This is a genomic window from Saccharopolyspora gloriosae (assembly GCF_014203325.1).
GTDB classification, from domain to species: domain Bacteria; phylum Actinomycetota; class Actinomycetes; order Mycobacteriales; family Pseudonocardiaceae; genus Saccharopolyspora_C; species Saccharopolyspora_C gloriosae.
Genome location: NZ_JACHIV010000001.1, coordinates 6,727,286 through 6,741,906, shown reverse-complemented (window position 1 = coordinate 6,741,906; position 14,621 = coordinate 6,727,286). Strand labels below are relative to the sequence as shown.

At 71.7% G+C, this 14,621-nt stretch carries 17 protein-coding genes; 13 read left to right on the top strand and 4 right to left on the bottom strand.

The window, feature by feature from the left end:
- Nucleotides 1–163: 163 nt before the first annotated feature.
- Both mshD and BJ969_RS29340 read right to left on the bottom strand, forming a co-directional pair.
- On the bottom strand, nucleotides 164–1,114 hold the full coding sequence (mshD, locus tag BJ969_RS29345; RefSeq protein ID WP_425503594.1) for a mycothiol synthase: 951 nt from the start codon (nucleotides 1,112–1,114) through the stop codon (nucleotides 164–166).
- Between the two features lie 140 nt (nucleotides 1,115–1,254).
- Nucleotides 1,255–2,007, bottom strand: coding sequence for a winged helix-turn-helix transcriptional regulator (locus BJ969_RS29340; protein WP_184484410.1), 753 nt, complete (start codon nucleotides 2,005–2,007; stop codon nucleotides 1,255–1,257).
- A gap of 163 nt (nucleotides 2,008–2,170) precedes the next feature.
- Here BJ969_RS29340 and BJ969_RS29335 point away from each other — a divergent pair, with 163 nt between their 5' ends.
- The 6 genes from BJ969_RS29335 (at nucleotide 2,171) to BJ969_RS29310 (ending at nucleotide 6,462) form a co-directional block, all read left to right on the top strand.
- Nucleotides 2,171–2,971 (top strand): alpha/beta hydrolase, encoded by an 801-nt coding sequence (locus BJ969_RS29335; protein WP_343071664.1) that lies wholly within the window; start codon nucleotides 2,171–2,173, stop codon nucleotides 2,969–2,971.
- 130 nt (nucleotides 2,972–3,101) lie between these two features.
- Complete coding sequence (locus BJ969_RS29330) at nucleotides 3,102–3,908, top strand: LmeA family phospholipid-binding protein (protein WP_184484406.1); 807 nt, start codon at nucleotides 3,102–3,104, stop codon at nucleotides 3,906–3,908.
- Nucleotides 3,905–4,402: a TlpA family protein disulfide reductase gene (locus BJ969_RS29325; protein WP_184484404.1), complete on the top strand. Its 498-nt coding sequence runs from the start codon at nucleotides 3,905–3,907 to the stop codon at nucleotides 4,400–4,402. The genes BJ969_RS29330 and BJ969_RS29325 overlap by 4 nt, the downstream gene beginning before the upstream one ends.
- Nucleotides 4,403–4,815: 413 nt before the next feature.
- Complete coding sequence (locus BJ969_RS29320; protein WP_184484402.1) at nucleotides 4,816–5,262, top strand: DUF4395 domain-containing protein; 447 nt, start codon at nucleotides 4,816–4,818, stop codon at nucleotides 5,260–5,262.
- A 46-nt stretch (nucleotides 5,263–5,308) separates the two neighbouring features.
- Nucleotides 5,309–6,154 (top strand): sulfurtransferase, encoded by an 846-nt coding sequence (locus tag BJ969_RS29315; RefSeq protein ID WP_184484400.1) that lies wholly within the window; start codon nucleotides 5,309–5,311, stop codon nucleotides 6,152–6,154.
- 2 nt (nucleotides 6,155–6,156) lie between these two features.
- The gene (locus BJ969_RS29310; RefSeq protein ID WP_184484398.1) at nucleotides 6,157–6,462 is read left to right on the top strand and encodes a DUF1416 domain-containing protein; all 306 of its coding nucleotides are present in this window, start codon (nucleotides 6,157–6,159) and stop codon (nucleotides 6,460–6,462) included.
- A 261-nt stretch (nucleotides 6,463–6,723) separates the two neighbouring features.
- On the opposite strand, the gene BJ969_RS29305 is transcribed toward BJ969_RS29310, so the two are convergent.
- Nucleotides 6,724–7,470: a methyltransferase domain-containing protein gene (locus tag BJ969_RS29305; RefSeq protein ID WP_184484396.1), complete on the bottom strand. Its 747-nt coding sequence runs from the start codon at nucleotides 7,468–7,470 to the stop codon at nucleotides 6,724–6,726.
- 249 nt (nucleotides 7,471–7,719) lie between these two features.
- Between BJ969_RS29305 and BJ969_RS29300 the strand changes: the two genes are divergently transcribed.
- On the top strand, nucleotides 7,720–8,361 hold the full coding sequence (locus BJ969_RS29300) for a heme-binding beta-barrel domain-containing protein (protein WP_184484394.1): 642 nt from the start codon (nucleotides 7,720–7,722) through the stop codon (nucleotides 8,359–8,361).
- 43 nt (nucleotides 8,362–8,404) lie between these two features.
- On the opposite strand, the gene BJ969_RS29295 is transcribed toward BJ969_RS29300, so the two are convergent.
- Nucleotides 8,405–9,253 (bottom strand): aminodeoxychorismate lyase, encoded by an 849-nt coding sequence (locus tag BJ969_RS29295; protein ID WP_184484392.1) that lies wholly within the window; start codon nucleotides 9,251–9,253, stop codon nucleotides 8,405–8,407.
- Between the two features lie 224 nt (nucleotides 9,254–9,477).
- On the opposite strand from BJ969_RS29295, the gene BJ969_RS29290 reads away from it, so the two are divergent.
- The 6 genes from BJ969_RS29290 to BJ969_RS29270 all read left to right on the top strand — a co-directional run bounded on the left by BJ969_RS29290 (nucleotide 9,478) and on the right by BJ969_RS29270 (nucleotide 14,591).
- Nucleotides 9,478–9,939 (top strand): Fur family transcriptional regulator, encoded by a 462-nt coding sequence (locus BJ969_RS29290; protein WP_425503593.1) that lies wholly within the window; start codon nucleotides 9,478–9,480, stop codon nucleotides 9,937–9,939.
- Nucleotides 9,936–11,099 (top strand): CAF17-like 4Fe-4S cluster assembly/insertion protein YgfZ, encoded by a 1,164-nt coding sequence (gene ygfZ / locus BJ969_RS29285; protein ID WP_184484390.1) that lies wholly within the window; start codon nucleotides 9,936–9,938, stop codon nucleotides 11,097–11,099. The genes BJ969_RS29290 and ygfZ overlap by 4 nt, the downstream gene beginning before the upstream one ends.
- 152 nt (nucleotides 11,100–11,251) lie before the next feature.
- Complete coding sequence (locus BJ969_RS29280) at nucleotides 11,252–12,055, top strand: 3-keto-5-aminohexanoate cleavage protein (protein ID WP_184484388.1); 804 nt, start codon at nucleotides 11,252–11,254, stop codon at nucleotides 12,053–12,055.
- A 109-nt stretch (nucleotides 12,056–12,164) separates the two neighbouring features.
- Complete coding sequence (locus BJ969_RS29890) at nucleotides 12,165–12,725, top strand: RsiG family protein (protein WP_343071663.1); 561 nt, start codon at nucleotides 12,165–12,167, stop codon at nucleotides 12,723–12,725.
- The gene (locus tag BJ969_RS29885; RefSeq protein WP_343071662.1) at nucleotides 12,722–13,684 is read left to right on the top strand and encodes an asparaginase; all 963 of its coding nucleotides are present in this window, start codon (nucleotides 12,722–12,724) and stop codon (nucleotides 13,682–13,684) included. The genes BJ969_RS29890 and BJ969_RS29885 overlap by 4 nt, the downstream gene beginning before the upstream one ends.
- Nucleotides 13,685–13,787: 103 nt before the next feature.
- Nucleotides 13,788–14,591 (top strand): methyltransferase domain-containing protein, encoded by an 804-nt coding sequence (locus BJ969_RS29270; protein WP_184484386.1) that lies wholly within the window; start codon nucleotides 13,788–13,790, stop codon nucleotides 14,589–14,591.
- The last annotated feature ends 30 nt before the right edge of the window (nucleotides 14,592–14,621 follow it).

The window sequence follows — 14,621 nt, the reverse complement described above, 5'->3', positions numbered from 1 at the left end:
GCCTCCGAACGCTAAGCAGCGGGAGTGGACTGGCGCCATGCAGCAAGTGAACGAGAAGTGAACATGGCACGCTTAGTAAGCAGCGCCACGTTCCAACGGGTGACACGCAATCTTCCCGTGACTTCGCCGTTCGCAATCAGTGATCCAGCTGCCCGGCTCGGGCTCAGCGACCGAACTGCACGTCGACGTCCGTCCGCTCGAAGCCCAACCGCTGGTAGACCTTGACGGCGGGCGCGTTATCGCCCTCCACGTAGAGCAGCACCCAGGAACAGCCGAGCTGGCGCAAATACCGCAAACCGGCCACCGTCAACGACTTCCCCAAGCCATTACCCTGCGTGTCCGGGTCGACTCCGACGACGTAGACCTCGCCCTCGCCGCCGGGATGCACCTTCGTCCAGTGGAAGCCGAGCAACCGGTCCCGCGAGTCCACTGCGAGCAAGAACCCGGCCGCGTCGAACCAGTCCTCGCCCTCCTTCTCCCGCAGGTCCGCCTCGCTCATCGCGCCCTGCTCCGGGTGCCACTGGAACGCACGGTGATTGACCCGCACCACCTCGGCCTCGTCCGCGCCGGGCCGGAACGCGCGGATCGTCACCGACTCCGGCAGCGACACCTCCGGCAGCTCCGCGTCGGCGAGCCGCACCCCCATCCGCCACAGCTCGCGCGGCCGGGCGAAGCCGAACCGGGCCGCCAACCGCAGCGCACCCGGGTGCTCCCCGTGCGACCACACCCGCAACCGGCCGGTGTCGTCCTCGGGGGCCTGCGCGAGGTCGGCGCGTTCCAGCAGCGCCTCGACGAGCCGGGCGCCGACGCCGCGGCGCCGGTGCTCGGGGTGCACGGCGAGCTCCGCCACCAGCGGCTCGCCCGGTTCGCCGCCGACGTCGAGGTGGGCGTAGCCGAGCAGCGCGTCCGCGGCGTCGCGCACCACGAAGTGCTCCGACCGCACGTCCGCCTGCACCGGTTCGATCTGCTGCGCCACATCGCGGTGCGCGCGCAACCGCAAGATCACGTGCTCCCCGGCGGGAGCGACCCCGTCGGCCTGCTCCGCCGCGCCGAGCAGCGCCATCACCTCGGCCACCTCGGCCTTGTCCAGTCCGTTTCGCCACGTCAGCTGCACGGCCCCGACGTTACCCACCGACCGCCCCGCCGCGACACGTGATGAAGTCGGCCGGTGCACGGCACAACGCCCCCTCGCCGCGAGGGCGAAGGGGCGTCGCACGAGCGGCGGCGAACTCGCCCGCCGACCGTCCGGGCGGGTCAGGCGTGCGAGGCGATGATCGCTTCGGCTTCGGCGACGGCCGTCGCGTCGGCGTCCACCGGGGTCTTCGGCTGCGCCTGGCCGGGGCGGGCGGGGCGGACGAACTTGTAGCCCACGTTGCGCACGGTGCCGATCATCGAGTCGTACTCGGCGCCGAGCTTCGCGCGCAGCCGTCGCACGTGCACGTCGACGGTGCGGGTGCCGCCGAAGAAGTCGTAGCCCCACACCTCCTGGAGCAGCTGCGCGCGGGTGAACACCCGGCCCGCGTGCTGCGCCAGGTACTTCAGCAGCTCGAACTCCTTGTAGGTGAGCTCCAGCGCCCGGCCCTTGAGCCGCGCCGTGTAGGTCGCCTCCTCGATGACCAGGTCGCCGACCGACAGCGAACCGTCCGCGGTGGCGTTCTCACTGGTGCGGCGCGTGGTCAGCAGCCGCATCCGCGCGTCGACCTCGGCGGGGCCGCTGGTCGGCAGCAGGATGTCGTCCACGCCCCACTCGGCGCTGATCGTGACGAGGCCGCCCTCGTTCACGATCGCGATCACCGGGGCGTCGCCGGAGGCGAGCACGCGGCACAGGTCCCGCGCCCCCGCCAGATCGGTGCGGGCGTCGACCAGCACCACGTCGTGGGTGCCCGCGGAGAGGATGGCGCCGGGGTCGGGCGGCAGGACGCGCACGCGGTGCGGCAGCAGGGCCAGTGCCGGCAGTGCGGCTTCGCCGTTCTGATCGCTGGTCAACAGCAGCAGTTCGGAACTCATGCGGGGGCCTCCCGTCCCAGGGCCAACACCGAAGCGGCTGGCTCGCGAAGGCCGTTCAGCCAGCGTGCTGGGCCGGACGACCCGGCTTCGTTGCCTGTGGATGCCAAGCACAATAACCCTGATGAGTGCGAAAACCCCAGGTGAAACCGACGGCGTCACATTTGTGAATGGGCCGCGAAGCCACGTTACGGCCACGTTTCGGCCGCGCCCGATCACGCTGACCGCGGCCGACGGAGTCCGGCTCCGCGGCCTCTACCACCGCTGCCCGCGCGGCTCTGACCTGGCGTTCGCCGTCGGGCACGGATTCACCAACCACATCCGGAAACCCGCGGTGCGCCGAGTGCTGCGGCGACTCGCCGAGCACGGGTCGGTGCTCGCCGTCGACTTCCGCGGCCACGGCCGCTCCGCCGGGGTCACCTCCGTCGGGCCGACGGAGGTCCAGGACATCACGGCCGCGTTGACCCGGTTGCGCGAACTGGGGCACCGGCGCGTGGTGACCCTCGGGTTCTCGCTCGGCGGCTCGGTGGTGCTGCGCCACGCGGCGCTGGCCGCACCGGCCGAGCGCCCGGACGCGATGATCTCGGTGAGCGGCCCGGCGCGCTGGTGGGTGCGGGACACCCCGGCGATGCGCCGGGTGCACTGGCTGCTGGAGCAGCCGCACGGCCGGTGGACCGCACGGCTGCTGGGAGTGCGGCTCGGCGGCGAGTGGCCCGAGGTCCCCGCCTCCCCGATCGAACTGGCGCCGCGGCTCGCCCCGACCCCGACGCTGCTGGTGCACGGCACCGACGACCACTACTTCCCGGTGGCCGACGCGGAGGCGCTGCACGCCGCCGCGGGCGGTGAGCTGTGGCTGGAACCGGGCATGCGGCACGCGGAGAGCGCCACCGGCGGCGCCCTCGTCGACCGGATGGCGGCCTGGGCGCGCACCGCGGTCGGCCCGCCACCGCGAGCAGCGGCGCGCTGAGCTCCGCGAACCACCTGTTGCCGAGCACACCTGTCGGTCGCGGGCGGTCAAGTGCGAAGGTGAACCGGATCAACCCCGCACGATCCACTCCGCCCCGAATCCGAGACCCCGACAGAACGGACCGCTCGCGGTGAAGAAGCTCGTCGTCACCCTCGTCATCGTCCTCGGCCTGCTGGTGGTCGCCGACTACGGCGCGGCGTCGGTCGCCGAGTACCAGGTGTCGCAGAAGGTCCGCGAACAGCTGAAGCTCGACGAGGACCCGTCCGTGCGGGTGCACGGCTTCCCGTTCCTCACCCAGGCCGTCGCCGGGGACTACCAGGACGTGGAGCTCGCCGCGAAGGCCGTGCGGGTCGGGGAGCTCAGCGAGCTCGGCGTCGAGGCGAACCTGCACCACGCCCGGGTCGCGCTCGGCGACGTGATCGCCGGCAAGGCCGACGAGATCCAGGTCGACGAGCTGGTCGGCCGGGTGAAGCTCAAGGCCTCCGACGTGGGCCGCTACATCGGCATCACGGACCTGACGATCAACCCGGCACCGAAGGACGCCCTCGACGAACCGGCCGACGGAAACGACGGATCGGGCAGCACCACCGGGACCGGCGCGAGCGACCCGAGCCGGGCCACGGTCGCGCTCGACGGCTCCCTCGACATCGCGGGCAACAACGTGCGGGTGAAGGTCATCGGGGTGCTGTCGCTGCTCAACGGCCAGATCACCATCGAGCCGAAGAAGCTCGACATCGCCGACCAGGCGCTGTCGGACATCCCGCTGGGCGACGTGTTCGAGAAGTCGATCCTGCAGCAGTTCACCACCACCATCGACCCCGGCGTGCTGCCGTTCTCCGTCACGCCCACCGCGGTTCGGGTGGAGCGGGGCGCGCTGGTCATGGAGGGCACCGCGCAGGACGTCACGATCGGCTCCGGCGGGGTGACCACCGGATGACCGGCTGGGTCGTGCTGCTCGCCGTCGTCGCGGCGACGCTCGTGTTCGGGGCGGTCTGGCGCGCCCGCGAGGGCCGGGTGCGCCCGGCGGCGACGACCACCCCGCTCGGGGCGGGCGAACCCGCGACCGGATCCGGGAAGACCGCGGCGCCCGCGGGCGTTGCACCGGACGTGCCCGATCAACTCCCCGACGGCCTGCGCGCCCGGCTCGGCGACCTCGACGGAACCGGGGTGACGCTGCTGCAGCTGTCCACCACGTTCTGCGCGCCCTGCAGGCACACCCGCATCCTGCTGGCCGACCTGGCGCAGCGCACCGAGGGCATGCGCCACGTCGAGGTCGACCTCACCGATCACCCGGAGTGGTCCACGCCGCTGCGCGTGCACCGCACGCCCACGACGCTCGCACTGGACGGCTCCGGCACCGAGCTGTTCCGCGTCGGCGGGGTGCCCCGCCGCGACGAGCTCACGGCCGCGCTGCGACCGCACCTGCCATGAGCGCCACCGCGGCTATCCGAATGCTGGGAAACCCGGCAGGGCGAATCGCGAGCACCAGCACCGCGACCGCCGGGGAAATCCCCCGCAGCCCCGGTGAGCTGCTGTTTCACCGCGCCGACGCGGCGAACCGGAGTACGCGATGCGTCTCACCCAGTGAACGTTCTTCCCGCCGATCGGTCGAAACGGGTAGCCTCCGAGCCGTGCATGTACTGCTGACCCGACGGCGCGCGGTGGACTTCTGCCGCGTGGGCAGCAGCCTGTGTCCCAGGCACTGAACGGGCGGTAGGACGGATGCCCGTGGCGCTCGCAAGGAATTCCTCCTGCGCAGAAGCCCGCATCCAGCGCCGCCGGACGGACCGGCCGATCAGCCGGTCCACGAGATCCGGTCCACCCTGTCGGTACCGCTACGGAGGATGCTCATGCCCGCCACCCTGGACCCGCGTGGAGTCCGCTTCACCGCCGCCATCACCAGCGTGATCCTGGCCATCGGCCTGGTCACCGGGAGTTGGCGCGTGCTCGCGGTGCAAACGGTGCTGTTCGCGTTATGCGCTTTCGTCGGCATGGGTCTCAACCCGTGGGGAGCGGTGTTCCGCTCCGCCGTGGCGCCGAAGCTGCCGCCGATCCCGGAATCCGAGCGGGAAGCCCCGGCGCCGGTGCGCTTCTCGCAGGGGGTCGGCTTCGTGTTCACGGTGGTCGCCACCGCCGGATACGCCCTGGAATGGACCACGTTGGGCATGGTCGCCAACGCGTTCGCCCTGGTGGCGGCGTTGCTGAACGCGGCCTTCGGCTACTGCCTCGGCTGCCAGCTGTACCTGGTGCTGCGCCGGGTCGTCCCGGCGAAGCAGGCCCACACCGGGTGAGTCCACAACACACGTGCAAGCAACGAGAACAAGAAGGAGTCGCTCGATGAGCCGTGCAGAGGTCCTGGTCTCCACCGATTGGGCCGAACAGAACCTGAACACCGACAAGGTCGTGTTCGCCGAGGTGGACGAGGACACGACCGCCTACGACGGTGGCCACATCCCCGGCGCCATCAAGCTGGACTGGCGCAACGACCTGCAGGATCACGTGCGCCGCGACTTCGTCAGCCGGGCCGGCTTCGAGAAGCTGCTCTCGGCCAAGGGCATCGCCAACGACGACACGGTGATCCTCTACGGCGGCAACAACAACTGGTTCGCCGCCTACGCCTACTGGTACTTCAAGCTCTACGGCCACCAGGACGTGAAGCTGCTCGACGGCGGGCGCAAGAAGTGGGAGCTCGACGGCCGCAAGCTCGTCAAGGACGAGCCGAACCGCGCGGGCACCAGCTACCAGGCGCAGGAGCCCGACACCTCGATCCGCGCGTTCCGCGACGAGGTCGTCGACGCCATCGGCGCGCAGAACCTGGTCGACGTGCGCTCGCCCGACGAGTTCGCGGGCAAGCTGGTCGCGCCGGCGCACCTGCCGCAGGAGTCGGCGCAGCGCGCCGGGCACATCCCGCAGGCCGTGAACGTGCCGTGGAGCAAGACCGCCAACGAGGACGGCACCTTCAAGTCCGACGACGACCTCAAGAAGATCTACGCCGAGGCCGGCCTGGACGACTCGAAGGACACCATCGCCTACTGCCGCATCGGGGAGCGCTCGTCGCACAGCTGGTTCGTGCTGCGTGAGCTGCTCGGGCACGCCAACGTCAAGAACTACGACGGTTCCTGGACCGAGTACGGCTCGCTGGTGGGCGTGCCGGTCGAGAACCCGAGCCAACAGGGAGCGTGAGCATGAGCCTGGACGGATGCGGTGCGCCGCAGCAGACTTCGACCGCCGTCGCCGAGGACACCGACCAGATCGTCGTGACCGGCAAGGTGCACTCCGGTTCCACGCCGGTCGGCGGCGCGTTCGTGCGGCTGCTGGACGCCACCGGTGAGTTCACCGCCGAGGTCGTGTCCTCCCCGGAGGGCGACTTCCGGTTCTACGCCGCGCCCGGATCGTGGACGGTGCGCGCGCTGCACCGCGACGGCAAGGGCCAGTCGGACGTGTCCGCCTCCGGACCGGGCGTCCACCCCGTGGACATCGCTGTCGCCTGATTCTCGCGGGGGATCTGCGCGGGTGTCCGGGTAGCGGAACCTCAGGTGTCTTCTCGCTGCGGGATCTTTTTCCCAAGTGGCTCCGCCACGAGGGAAAAAGCTGTCCTCGCGAGAAGACACCTGAGAACCCGCCGGTGGTCCGGCTGCGTGCGTGGTCGCTGCTCAGCGGCTTCGCCGCTGACAAGACACGGATCAAGGACTGCGCGGACTTCAGTCAGAAGGGCCGGTACCCCTCGGGTACCGGCCCTTCTGCTGTTCGGGTCAGGTGCGGCGGGAGCGGAGCATGGCGAAGGCCCGTTCGTCGCGGTCGGCGCGGGCGGGTTCGGAGCCCTCCTCGCAGCCGACGGTGACGAACTCGACGACCTCCCAGCCGGTGCGCTCGAACAACCGCTTCAGCCCGGTCTCGGAGAAGATCCAGAAGTTGGTGGCGTCGTTGTTCGCCTCCACCGGGTCCAGCAGGTAGGCGACCGGCTGGTCGCGCAACGGCGTGCCGTCCGGCGCCTGCCGCGCGACGCGGGTGGACAGGAAGCACAGCTCCGCCCGCTGGGCGAGCGCCTCCAGGACGTAGAACGGGTTCTTCAAGTGGTAGAGCAGCCCGAGGAAGAACACCGCCCCGTACCGCTCGGCGGGCAGCGCGAACTGCGAGTCCAGGTCGATCTCGTGCACCCGCACCGAGGAGGACAGCTCCTCCACCAGCCGCCGCGCGGCGCGCAGCCCGTTGAAGTTCGTCGGCGGGTTGTCGACCACGTCGACCTGGCAGCCCAGTTCGTGCTCCAGGAAGAAGCCGAAGTCCCCGTCAGCGGCGCCGATGTCGGCGATCCGGCTCCCGGCGAGGGTGTCGAACACCGACCGGTTCGGACCGGACAGCAACCGGTCCAGGTGGAAGATGTTCGCCATCGTGTCGTACGGGTACCAGTCGAACTCGGCGGGCGCGAGCTTCTCCTTGCGCGCGAGCAGATCCTCCCGGAACGCCAGCGCGTGCTCGCGCAGCGTGTCGAAATCGGTCATGCGGCCCGGTTCCCCCCTGCTCTGGCGATCTGTGCTCCGGAATCATGCCCGACGCCACACTCCACGGGGCGCTCGCGGTGGTTATCCTTTGCGCGTGGAACTCATACCTTTCCTGCACTACGGCCTCGTCTCGCTGCTCGTCATCGCCACGATCATGGTCCTGTGGTTCGCCGGGTACGTGCTGTTCCGGCTGTACAACGACTGACCCGCGAGGCTTGCCGCACCGGTGTCGCGGGTAATCTGCGAACGATGACCACGACGTCCAACCAGCCGGAGCCCGGTAGCGGCGACGCGGCCGTGCAGGCCGCCGCCGAGCGTGCCGAGGTCACCCGCGAGCGCAACGTTCCGTCCTTCGACGACCTGCCCGGTGTCGGCGACACCGCGAACCTCCGCGAAGGCCCCGACCTGCACAGCGCCTGCCTGATGCTGCTGCCGCTGGTCGGCGTGTGGCGCGGCGAGGGCGAGGCGGCGCACCCGTCGCAGGACGAGAGCTACCGCTTCCTGCAGCAGGTCACCTTCGCCCACGACGGGCGCCCGTTCCTGTACTACGAGAGCAGGGCGTGGCGGCTCGACGGCGAGGGCGGCTCGGTGGTGGCCCCCGCGTTCCGCGAGGTCGGCTGGTGGCGACCGCAGCCCGACGACACGATCGAACTCCTGTTGGTGCACAGCACCGGCATCTCCGAGATGTTCTTCGGGCAGCAGCGGAACAAGACGACGTGGCAGCTTGCCACGGACGCGGTGATCCGCACTCCCACCGCCGAGGACGCGACGGCCGCGAGCCGGCTCTACGGCGTGGTCGACGGGTCGCTGGCCTACGTGGAGGAACGCGCCACTTCGGAGCACGAACTGCAGCCCCGGCTGTCCGCGAAGCTCGAACGCGTCGTCGGCTGACGACCGGCCCCGCGACCTCCCCGAGGTCGCGGGGCCGCTCTCGTCAGTAGAGGGATTCGTAGAGGCCGGTGAGCTCCCGGTGCAGCTCCGGGTCCGCCTTGATCGGTGTGCCGTCGAGGGTGTGCACCGGGGTGACCAACCGGACGCTGGAGGTCATCCACACCCCGTCGGCGGTGCGCAGCTCAGCCTGGTCGAAGGGCTCGACCTTCGTCTCCCAACCGGCCTTCTCCGCGGCCCGGAACAGGGCGCCCTGCGTGGTGCCGGGCAGGATGCCGGTGCTCGGCGGGGGCGTGATCAGCGTCTTGCCGCGGGCCAGCACCACCGCCGACGTGGGGCCTTCCAGCACCGATCCGTCGGTGGCCGTGAAGATCACCTCGTCGGCGCCGCGGCGTTCCGCTTCCCGCAGCGCGGCCATGTTCACCGCGTACGACAGGGTCTTCGCCGACAGCAGCAGCCACGGCGCGCGCTCCTTGAGGTCCGGCGCGAACCCGCGGTCGAGCGTCACCGCGACCAGGCCGTCGCGGCGCTTGCGCAGCGTGTCCGGCCCGACCGGGGAGCCCATGGCGAACCCGGTGGGCGTGCCGTCGCCGCCGTCGACGCCCCGGCTGCACACGAGCTTGAGGGCCATCTCGCGGTCGGTCTCCCACGGCCACGCGTCGATCACGGCCTGCGCGGCGCGCTCCCACACGGCGCGCGGCGGGGTGGGGATGTCCAGCAGCGCGCCGGAGCGCTCCAGCCGGTCCAGGTGCGGCCCCATCTCGCGGGCGTCCCGCGCCACCACCAAGATCGTTTCGAAGATGCCGTCGCCACGGGTGACCGACAGGTCGTCGGCCCGCATCAACGGCGCTTCGGGGTCGGCCAACGTCCCGTCCAGCAGAGCCAATACGCGCATACCCGCAGCCTAACCGCCTGTTTTTCATCTTGGCTTGAGCAGTGGGTCGGGTGACGGAACCTCAGCGGCTTCCTCGCTGCGGGATCGATTTCTCATGCATGTCCGCACCGCGTGCCGCGCGGTGCGGGCTCCTCGCGGAGGCGGAGCGAGCGGGCTGATCCCGCGAAGCGGCAAGGCATACGATCGGAGGGGTACGTCAGGTTCGTCGAGCACGGGAGCCGGCAGTGGGTGAGACGGGATCGCTGCGCACCACGCTGCACCGGCACGGCATGCGGGTCACCCCGCAGCGGCGGCTGGTGCTCGATGCCGTGCGGGAGCTCGGCCACGCCACACCGGATCAAGTCCACCGCCGGGTGCGCAGCACCGCGCGCACCGTGAACATCACCACCATCTACCGTGCGCTGGACGCGCTCGAGGACATCGGGCTGGTGCGCCACACCCACCTCGGGCACGGCGCCCCGACGTACTCGGCGGATGAGCACGAGCACGTGCACCTGGTCTGCCACCGGTGCGGGGAGATCGACGAGGTGCCGTGCGATCTGCTGGACGACCTCGCGGAGCTGCTGCGGCGGCGAAGCGGGTTCGAACTGGACGCCACGCATCTGGCGTTGTCGGGAACGTGCCGCGGCTGCCGCGGCACCGATGACGCCGACCACCTGGAGCGCGCGGTCGAGGAGACACGATGAACTCACCCCTGCTGGAGCTGCCCGGAGCCGTCGCGGCCCCGGAGGAGGCCTCGCTGGACACCTCGCTTGACGTGGGTGTGGCGTGGCACTTCGGCGACCCGTTCGCCGAGCAGCGCTCGGCGACGCGATCCGCGGTGGTGGTCGACCGGTCGAACCGCGCGATCATCGCGGTTCCCGGCGAGGAGCGGCTGAGCTGGCTGCACCTGGTGCTCTCGCAGCACCTCACGGAACTGCCCGAGGGCCAGGGCACCGAGGCGCTGGTGCTCGACAGCCAGGGCCACATCGACTGCCACGCGATGGTCGCCCACCACGACGGCGTGGTGTACCTGGACACCGAGGCGGCGGCGCGAGCTTCCAGCGCGCTGCCCTCGATGGGGGTGGACGGCAAGCAGTCGCTGCTGGAGTACCTGGAGGCCATGCGCTTCTGGTCGAAGGTCGAACCGCGCGACGCCTCCGGCGAGTTCGCGCTGCTGAGCGTGCTCGGCCCGGACGCGGTGGACCTGCTCGGCAAGGCGGGCGTGAGCTCGGTGCCGACGGCCCCGTACGAGGTGGTGGGCCTGCCCGGCGGCGGCTTCGCGCGCGCCGTGCCGTTCCGCGGGCTGTACACGGTGGACCTGGTGGTGCCGCGGGATTCGCTGGTCGACTGGTGGACGCGGTTGACCGACGCGGGCGTGCGCCCGGCGGGCACGATGGCCTACGAGGCGCTGCGCGTGGAGGCGCTGCGCCCGCGGGTCGGCGTCGACACCGACGAGCGGGCGATCCCGCACGAGATGGGCTGGATCCACACCGCCGCGCACGTCGCGAAGGGCTGCTACCGGGGCCAGGAGACGGTGGCCAAGGTGCACAACGTGGGCAAGCCGCCGCGGCGCATGGTGCTGCTGCACCTGGACGGTTCGGTGGAGATCCGCCCGGAGACCGGTGATCCGGTGTGGCACGGCGAGCGCAAGGTCGGCCGGGTCGGCTCGGTGGTGCTGCACCACGAGCTGGGCCCGGTGGTGCTGGCGCTGCTGAAGCGGACCGCGCCGGTGGACGTGGAGCTCGTCGCGGGCGACGCCGAGCAGGACCGGGCCGTCGCGGCGGCCGTCGACCCGGATTCGGTGCCGCCGGACACCGGGGAGCCGCCGGGCCGGATCGCCGCGCAAGGTCTCCGCGGGCGCTGAGGCGTTCGCCCGTCGCGCACGGCCGGATTCCCGTGCACAGCGGGCGATCGTGACCACCCTGGGTGATGTCGGCCGCGCCGATCACCCGTCCGATGGTCATTTGACGGATCGGAACAACTACGCGGCCCCGTGGGTGTGCCAAGATCACCCCCATGACAGGGTCGCCGGAACCGACCGGCACGGTGCTCGCCGTCGCCGCCGCTCAGCCTGGTGACGGCACGTCCACATCGGTCGCAGAGCTCGTGCGGTCCGCCGCCGGATGCGCGCGGGTCGGCGCGTCCGTCGTCGATCTGCCGCCCGTTGCGGGAGTACCGCTCGGTGATCTGGTCACGACCGTGCGGGAGCAGACGGGTCTGCTCGTGCGGGTCACGGCCTCCGAGACCACGCCGCTGCCGGAGCTGGTGGCCTGCGGCGCGAACGCGCTGAGCTGCCCGCTCGACGCGTCACCGGAGTTCGTGCGGGACCTGCGCGCGGGTGCGCGCGAACGCGGGACGGCCGTGCACTTCCTGGCCCGCTGCGCGGCCGATCTGGCCGTGCTGCGCGAGATTCCGGACCCGGCGCACGTGATCCTCGCGTTCACCGGCGAAGCCCGGTTCTCGACCGGAGCGGAACTCCCGGGCTCGGACGACGACCGAGGATCACCCGGCTCCCGAGCCGGCGAGGTGGGTGCGCCCAACGCCGTGACCGAATTTGCATCCGCAATGGAGCTGCTGCCGCGGGGAACCGGATGCACCGCCGCCGGAGTCGGACCCGCGGGACTGCCGGTGCTGCTCGCGGCGCTCGCCGCGGGGGCGCACGTCCGGATCGGACGCGCCGACACCCCCGACTACGCGCCGGGGACACCGGCCCGGGACGACGCGCAACTGGTCGCCAGGGCCGCCGGCGTCGCGAAGATCGCGCAGCGCGCGCCGCTGCCCCCGGACCAGGCGGCCCTGGCACTCGGGATCAAGACGTGATGCGGGAGCGCTTGCAGGACATGCACACTGGACGCACCAGCCGCGCCGGCCGTGACGATGCCGCCAGGGCATCGAGTGCCGGTGGGCACGATCGACGGAGGATGGGCACGTGATCGAAGTCCGCCCCGGTGGGCGCCGCCGGATCGACCGGGTCCTGGACCCGGATTACGCCGACGGGATCGAAGAGCTCGGACTGGGCGAGGTCCGCGGCCTTCGCGACGAAGCCGCTCAGGAGGAAACGGACCTCTCGTACCTGCGCCGGATGCTGCACGCGCGGATCGACATCGTGCGCGCCGAGCAGCGCAGGCGCTCCGAGAACGGCTCCGCCTCGGTCGTGGAGCAGCTGGTGAACATCCTCTCCGACAACGCCGTCGGCCCGGCCACGGGTTCCGGGCGCTACCAGACCACCGAGCCGTCGCGGGCCGAGGCGCACCGCAGGCACGTGGAAGCGCTGGTCTCGGACGTGGACCTGTCGAACGTGTTGTCGTTGTCCGACGCCAAGTTGAACACCGCGCTCGCGGCCTACACCGCGGAGGAGGACTCGGTCTCGCAGCGCCGCCGCGAGGTGCAGGCGGTGGTGGACCTGTTCAACGCCGAGATCGCCCGCCGCTACCGGGAAGGCGCCGCGTCGGTGGACGACCTGCTGGCGGCGGAGCGGGACCGTCCGTGAACGCTCCCGCTCCGCTCGTCGAGCTGGTGCGCGGTGGACTGCGCGAAGGCGTGCACTTCGGTTCGGCGGTGCTGCTGAACGCCGACGGCTCGGTGCTGCGCTCCGTCGGGGACGTGACCGCTCCGATGTTCCCGCGTTCCACGGTGAAACCCGCGCAGGCGCTCGCGATGCTGCGCGCGGGCCTGGAACTGCCCGACGACGCCGACCTGGCGCTGGGCGCCGCCTCGCACAACGGGGAGCCCGGCCACATCGAGCGGGCGGCGGCGATCCTCGCGCGCCACGGACTCGACGAGGACGCGCTGCGCTGCCCGCCGGACCAGCCGATGCACGAGCCGACGCGGGAGCGGTGGCTCTCGGACGGCACCGGCAAGCGCAGGCTCGCGATGAACTGCTCGGGCAAGCACGCGGCGATGCTGGCCACGTGCGCGCAGCTCGGCTGGCCCGTCGAGGACTACTTGGACCCGGAGCACCCGTTGCAGCTGGGCGCCAGGGAGACGATCTCCGAGCTCGCCGGTGAACCGATCGAAACGGCCACTGTGGACGGTTGTGGGGCGCCGCTGTTCGCGATCCCGCTGATCGGGCTGGCGCGGCTGTTCCGCGGCATGGTCACCGCGGGCGGCGCGGCCGGGCGGGTCGCGGACGCCATGCGGGCCCATCCGTGGCTGGTCGCCGGTACCGACCGGGACGACACCGAACTGATGACCGCCGTGCCCGGCGTGCTCTCGAAGATCGGCGCGGAGGGCGTGCTCGCGCTCGCGCTGCCGGACGGCCGGGCCGCGGCGGTGAAGATCAGCGACGGCGCCTCCCGCGCCAGGGGGCCGGTGGCGGTGGAGGTGCTGCGCGCCTTCGGAGTCGACATCACCGGCGGGCGCGTGCGGGACCTCGCCGAGCAACCGCTGCTCGGCGGCGACCGGCAGGTCGGCGTCCTGCGCGTGATCCCCGGCGCGCTCGACGCCTGAGCTCGGCGGCGGCGAACCCGCTGCCGCCCGGAGGCTTGTTGCCGGTCGCGCCCCGCCGTAGGCTCAGATCCCGGAATTTCCGTCCCACTAGCCGGGAGTCCGGATGGCGCACGGAGACGTGTACACGCACGGTCACCAGGAGAGCGTGCTGCGCTCGCACCGGTGGCGGACCGCGGAGAACTCCGCCGGCTACCTGCTCGGCGACCTGCTGCCGGGCACGAACGTGCTCGACGTCGGGTGCGGGCCCGGCACGATCACCCGCGACTTCGCCGACCGCGTCGCCCCCGGCCACGTAACCGCCGTCGACAACGCAGCGGGCATCGTCGAGCAGGCCGCGGCGGACGCCCCCGCGAACACGACGTTCCAGGTCGCCGACGTCTGCGCGCTGCCGTTCGCGGACGGGTCGTTCGACGTGGTGCACGCCCACCAGGTGCTGCAGCACCTCACCGACCCCGTCGCCGCGCTGCGCGAGATGCGGCGGGTGTGCCGGCCCGGCGGGATCGTCGCCGCCAGGGACGCCGACTACGCCGCGATGACCTGGTACCCGGAGCTGCCCGCGCTCACCGACTGGCTCGACCTCTACCACCGCGTGGCGCGCGGCAACGACGCCGAACCGGACGCCGGGCGGCGGCTGCTCGGCTGGGCGCGCGACGCCGGGTTCGACGGCTTCGGCGACGTCGACGCCACCGCCACGGCCTGGTGCTTCGCCACGCCCGCCGAACGCGAGTGGTGGGGCGGGCTGTGGGCGGACCGCGTGCTGGACTCCGCCTTCGCCGAGCAGGCACTGGACCGGGGCCTGGCCACCCGCGCGGAACTGGAGCGCTTGAGCGGTGCCTGGCGCGAGTGGACGCACTCCGACTCGGCCTGGTTCGCGGTCCTCAACGGCGAGATCCGCTGCCGCCGGTGAAGCGCCCGCTGTGAGCTCGCGGACCGGAGC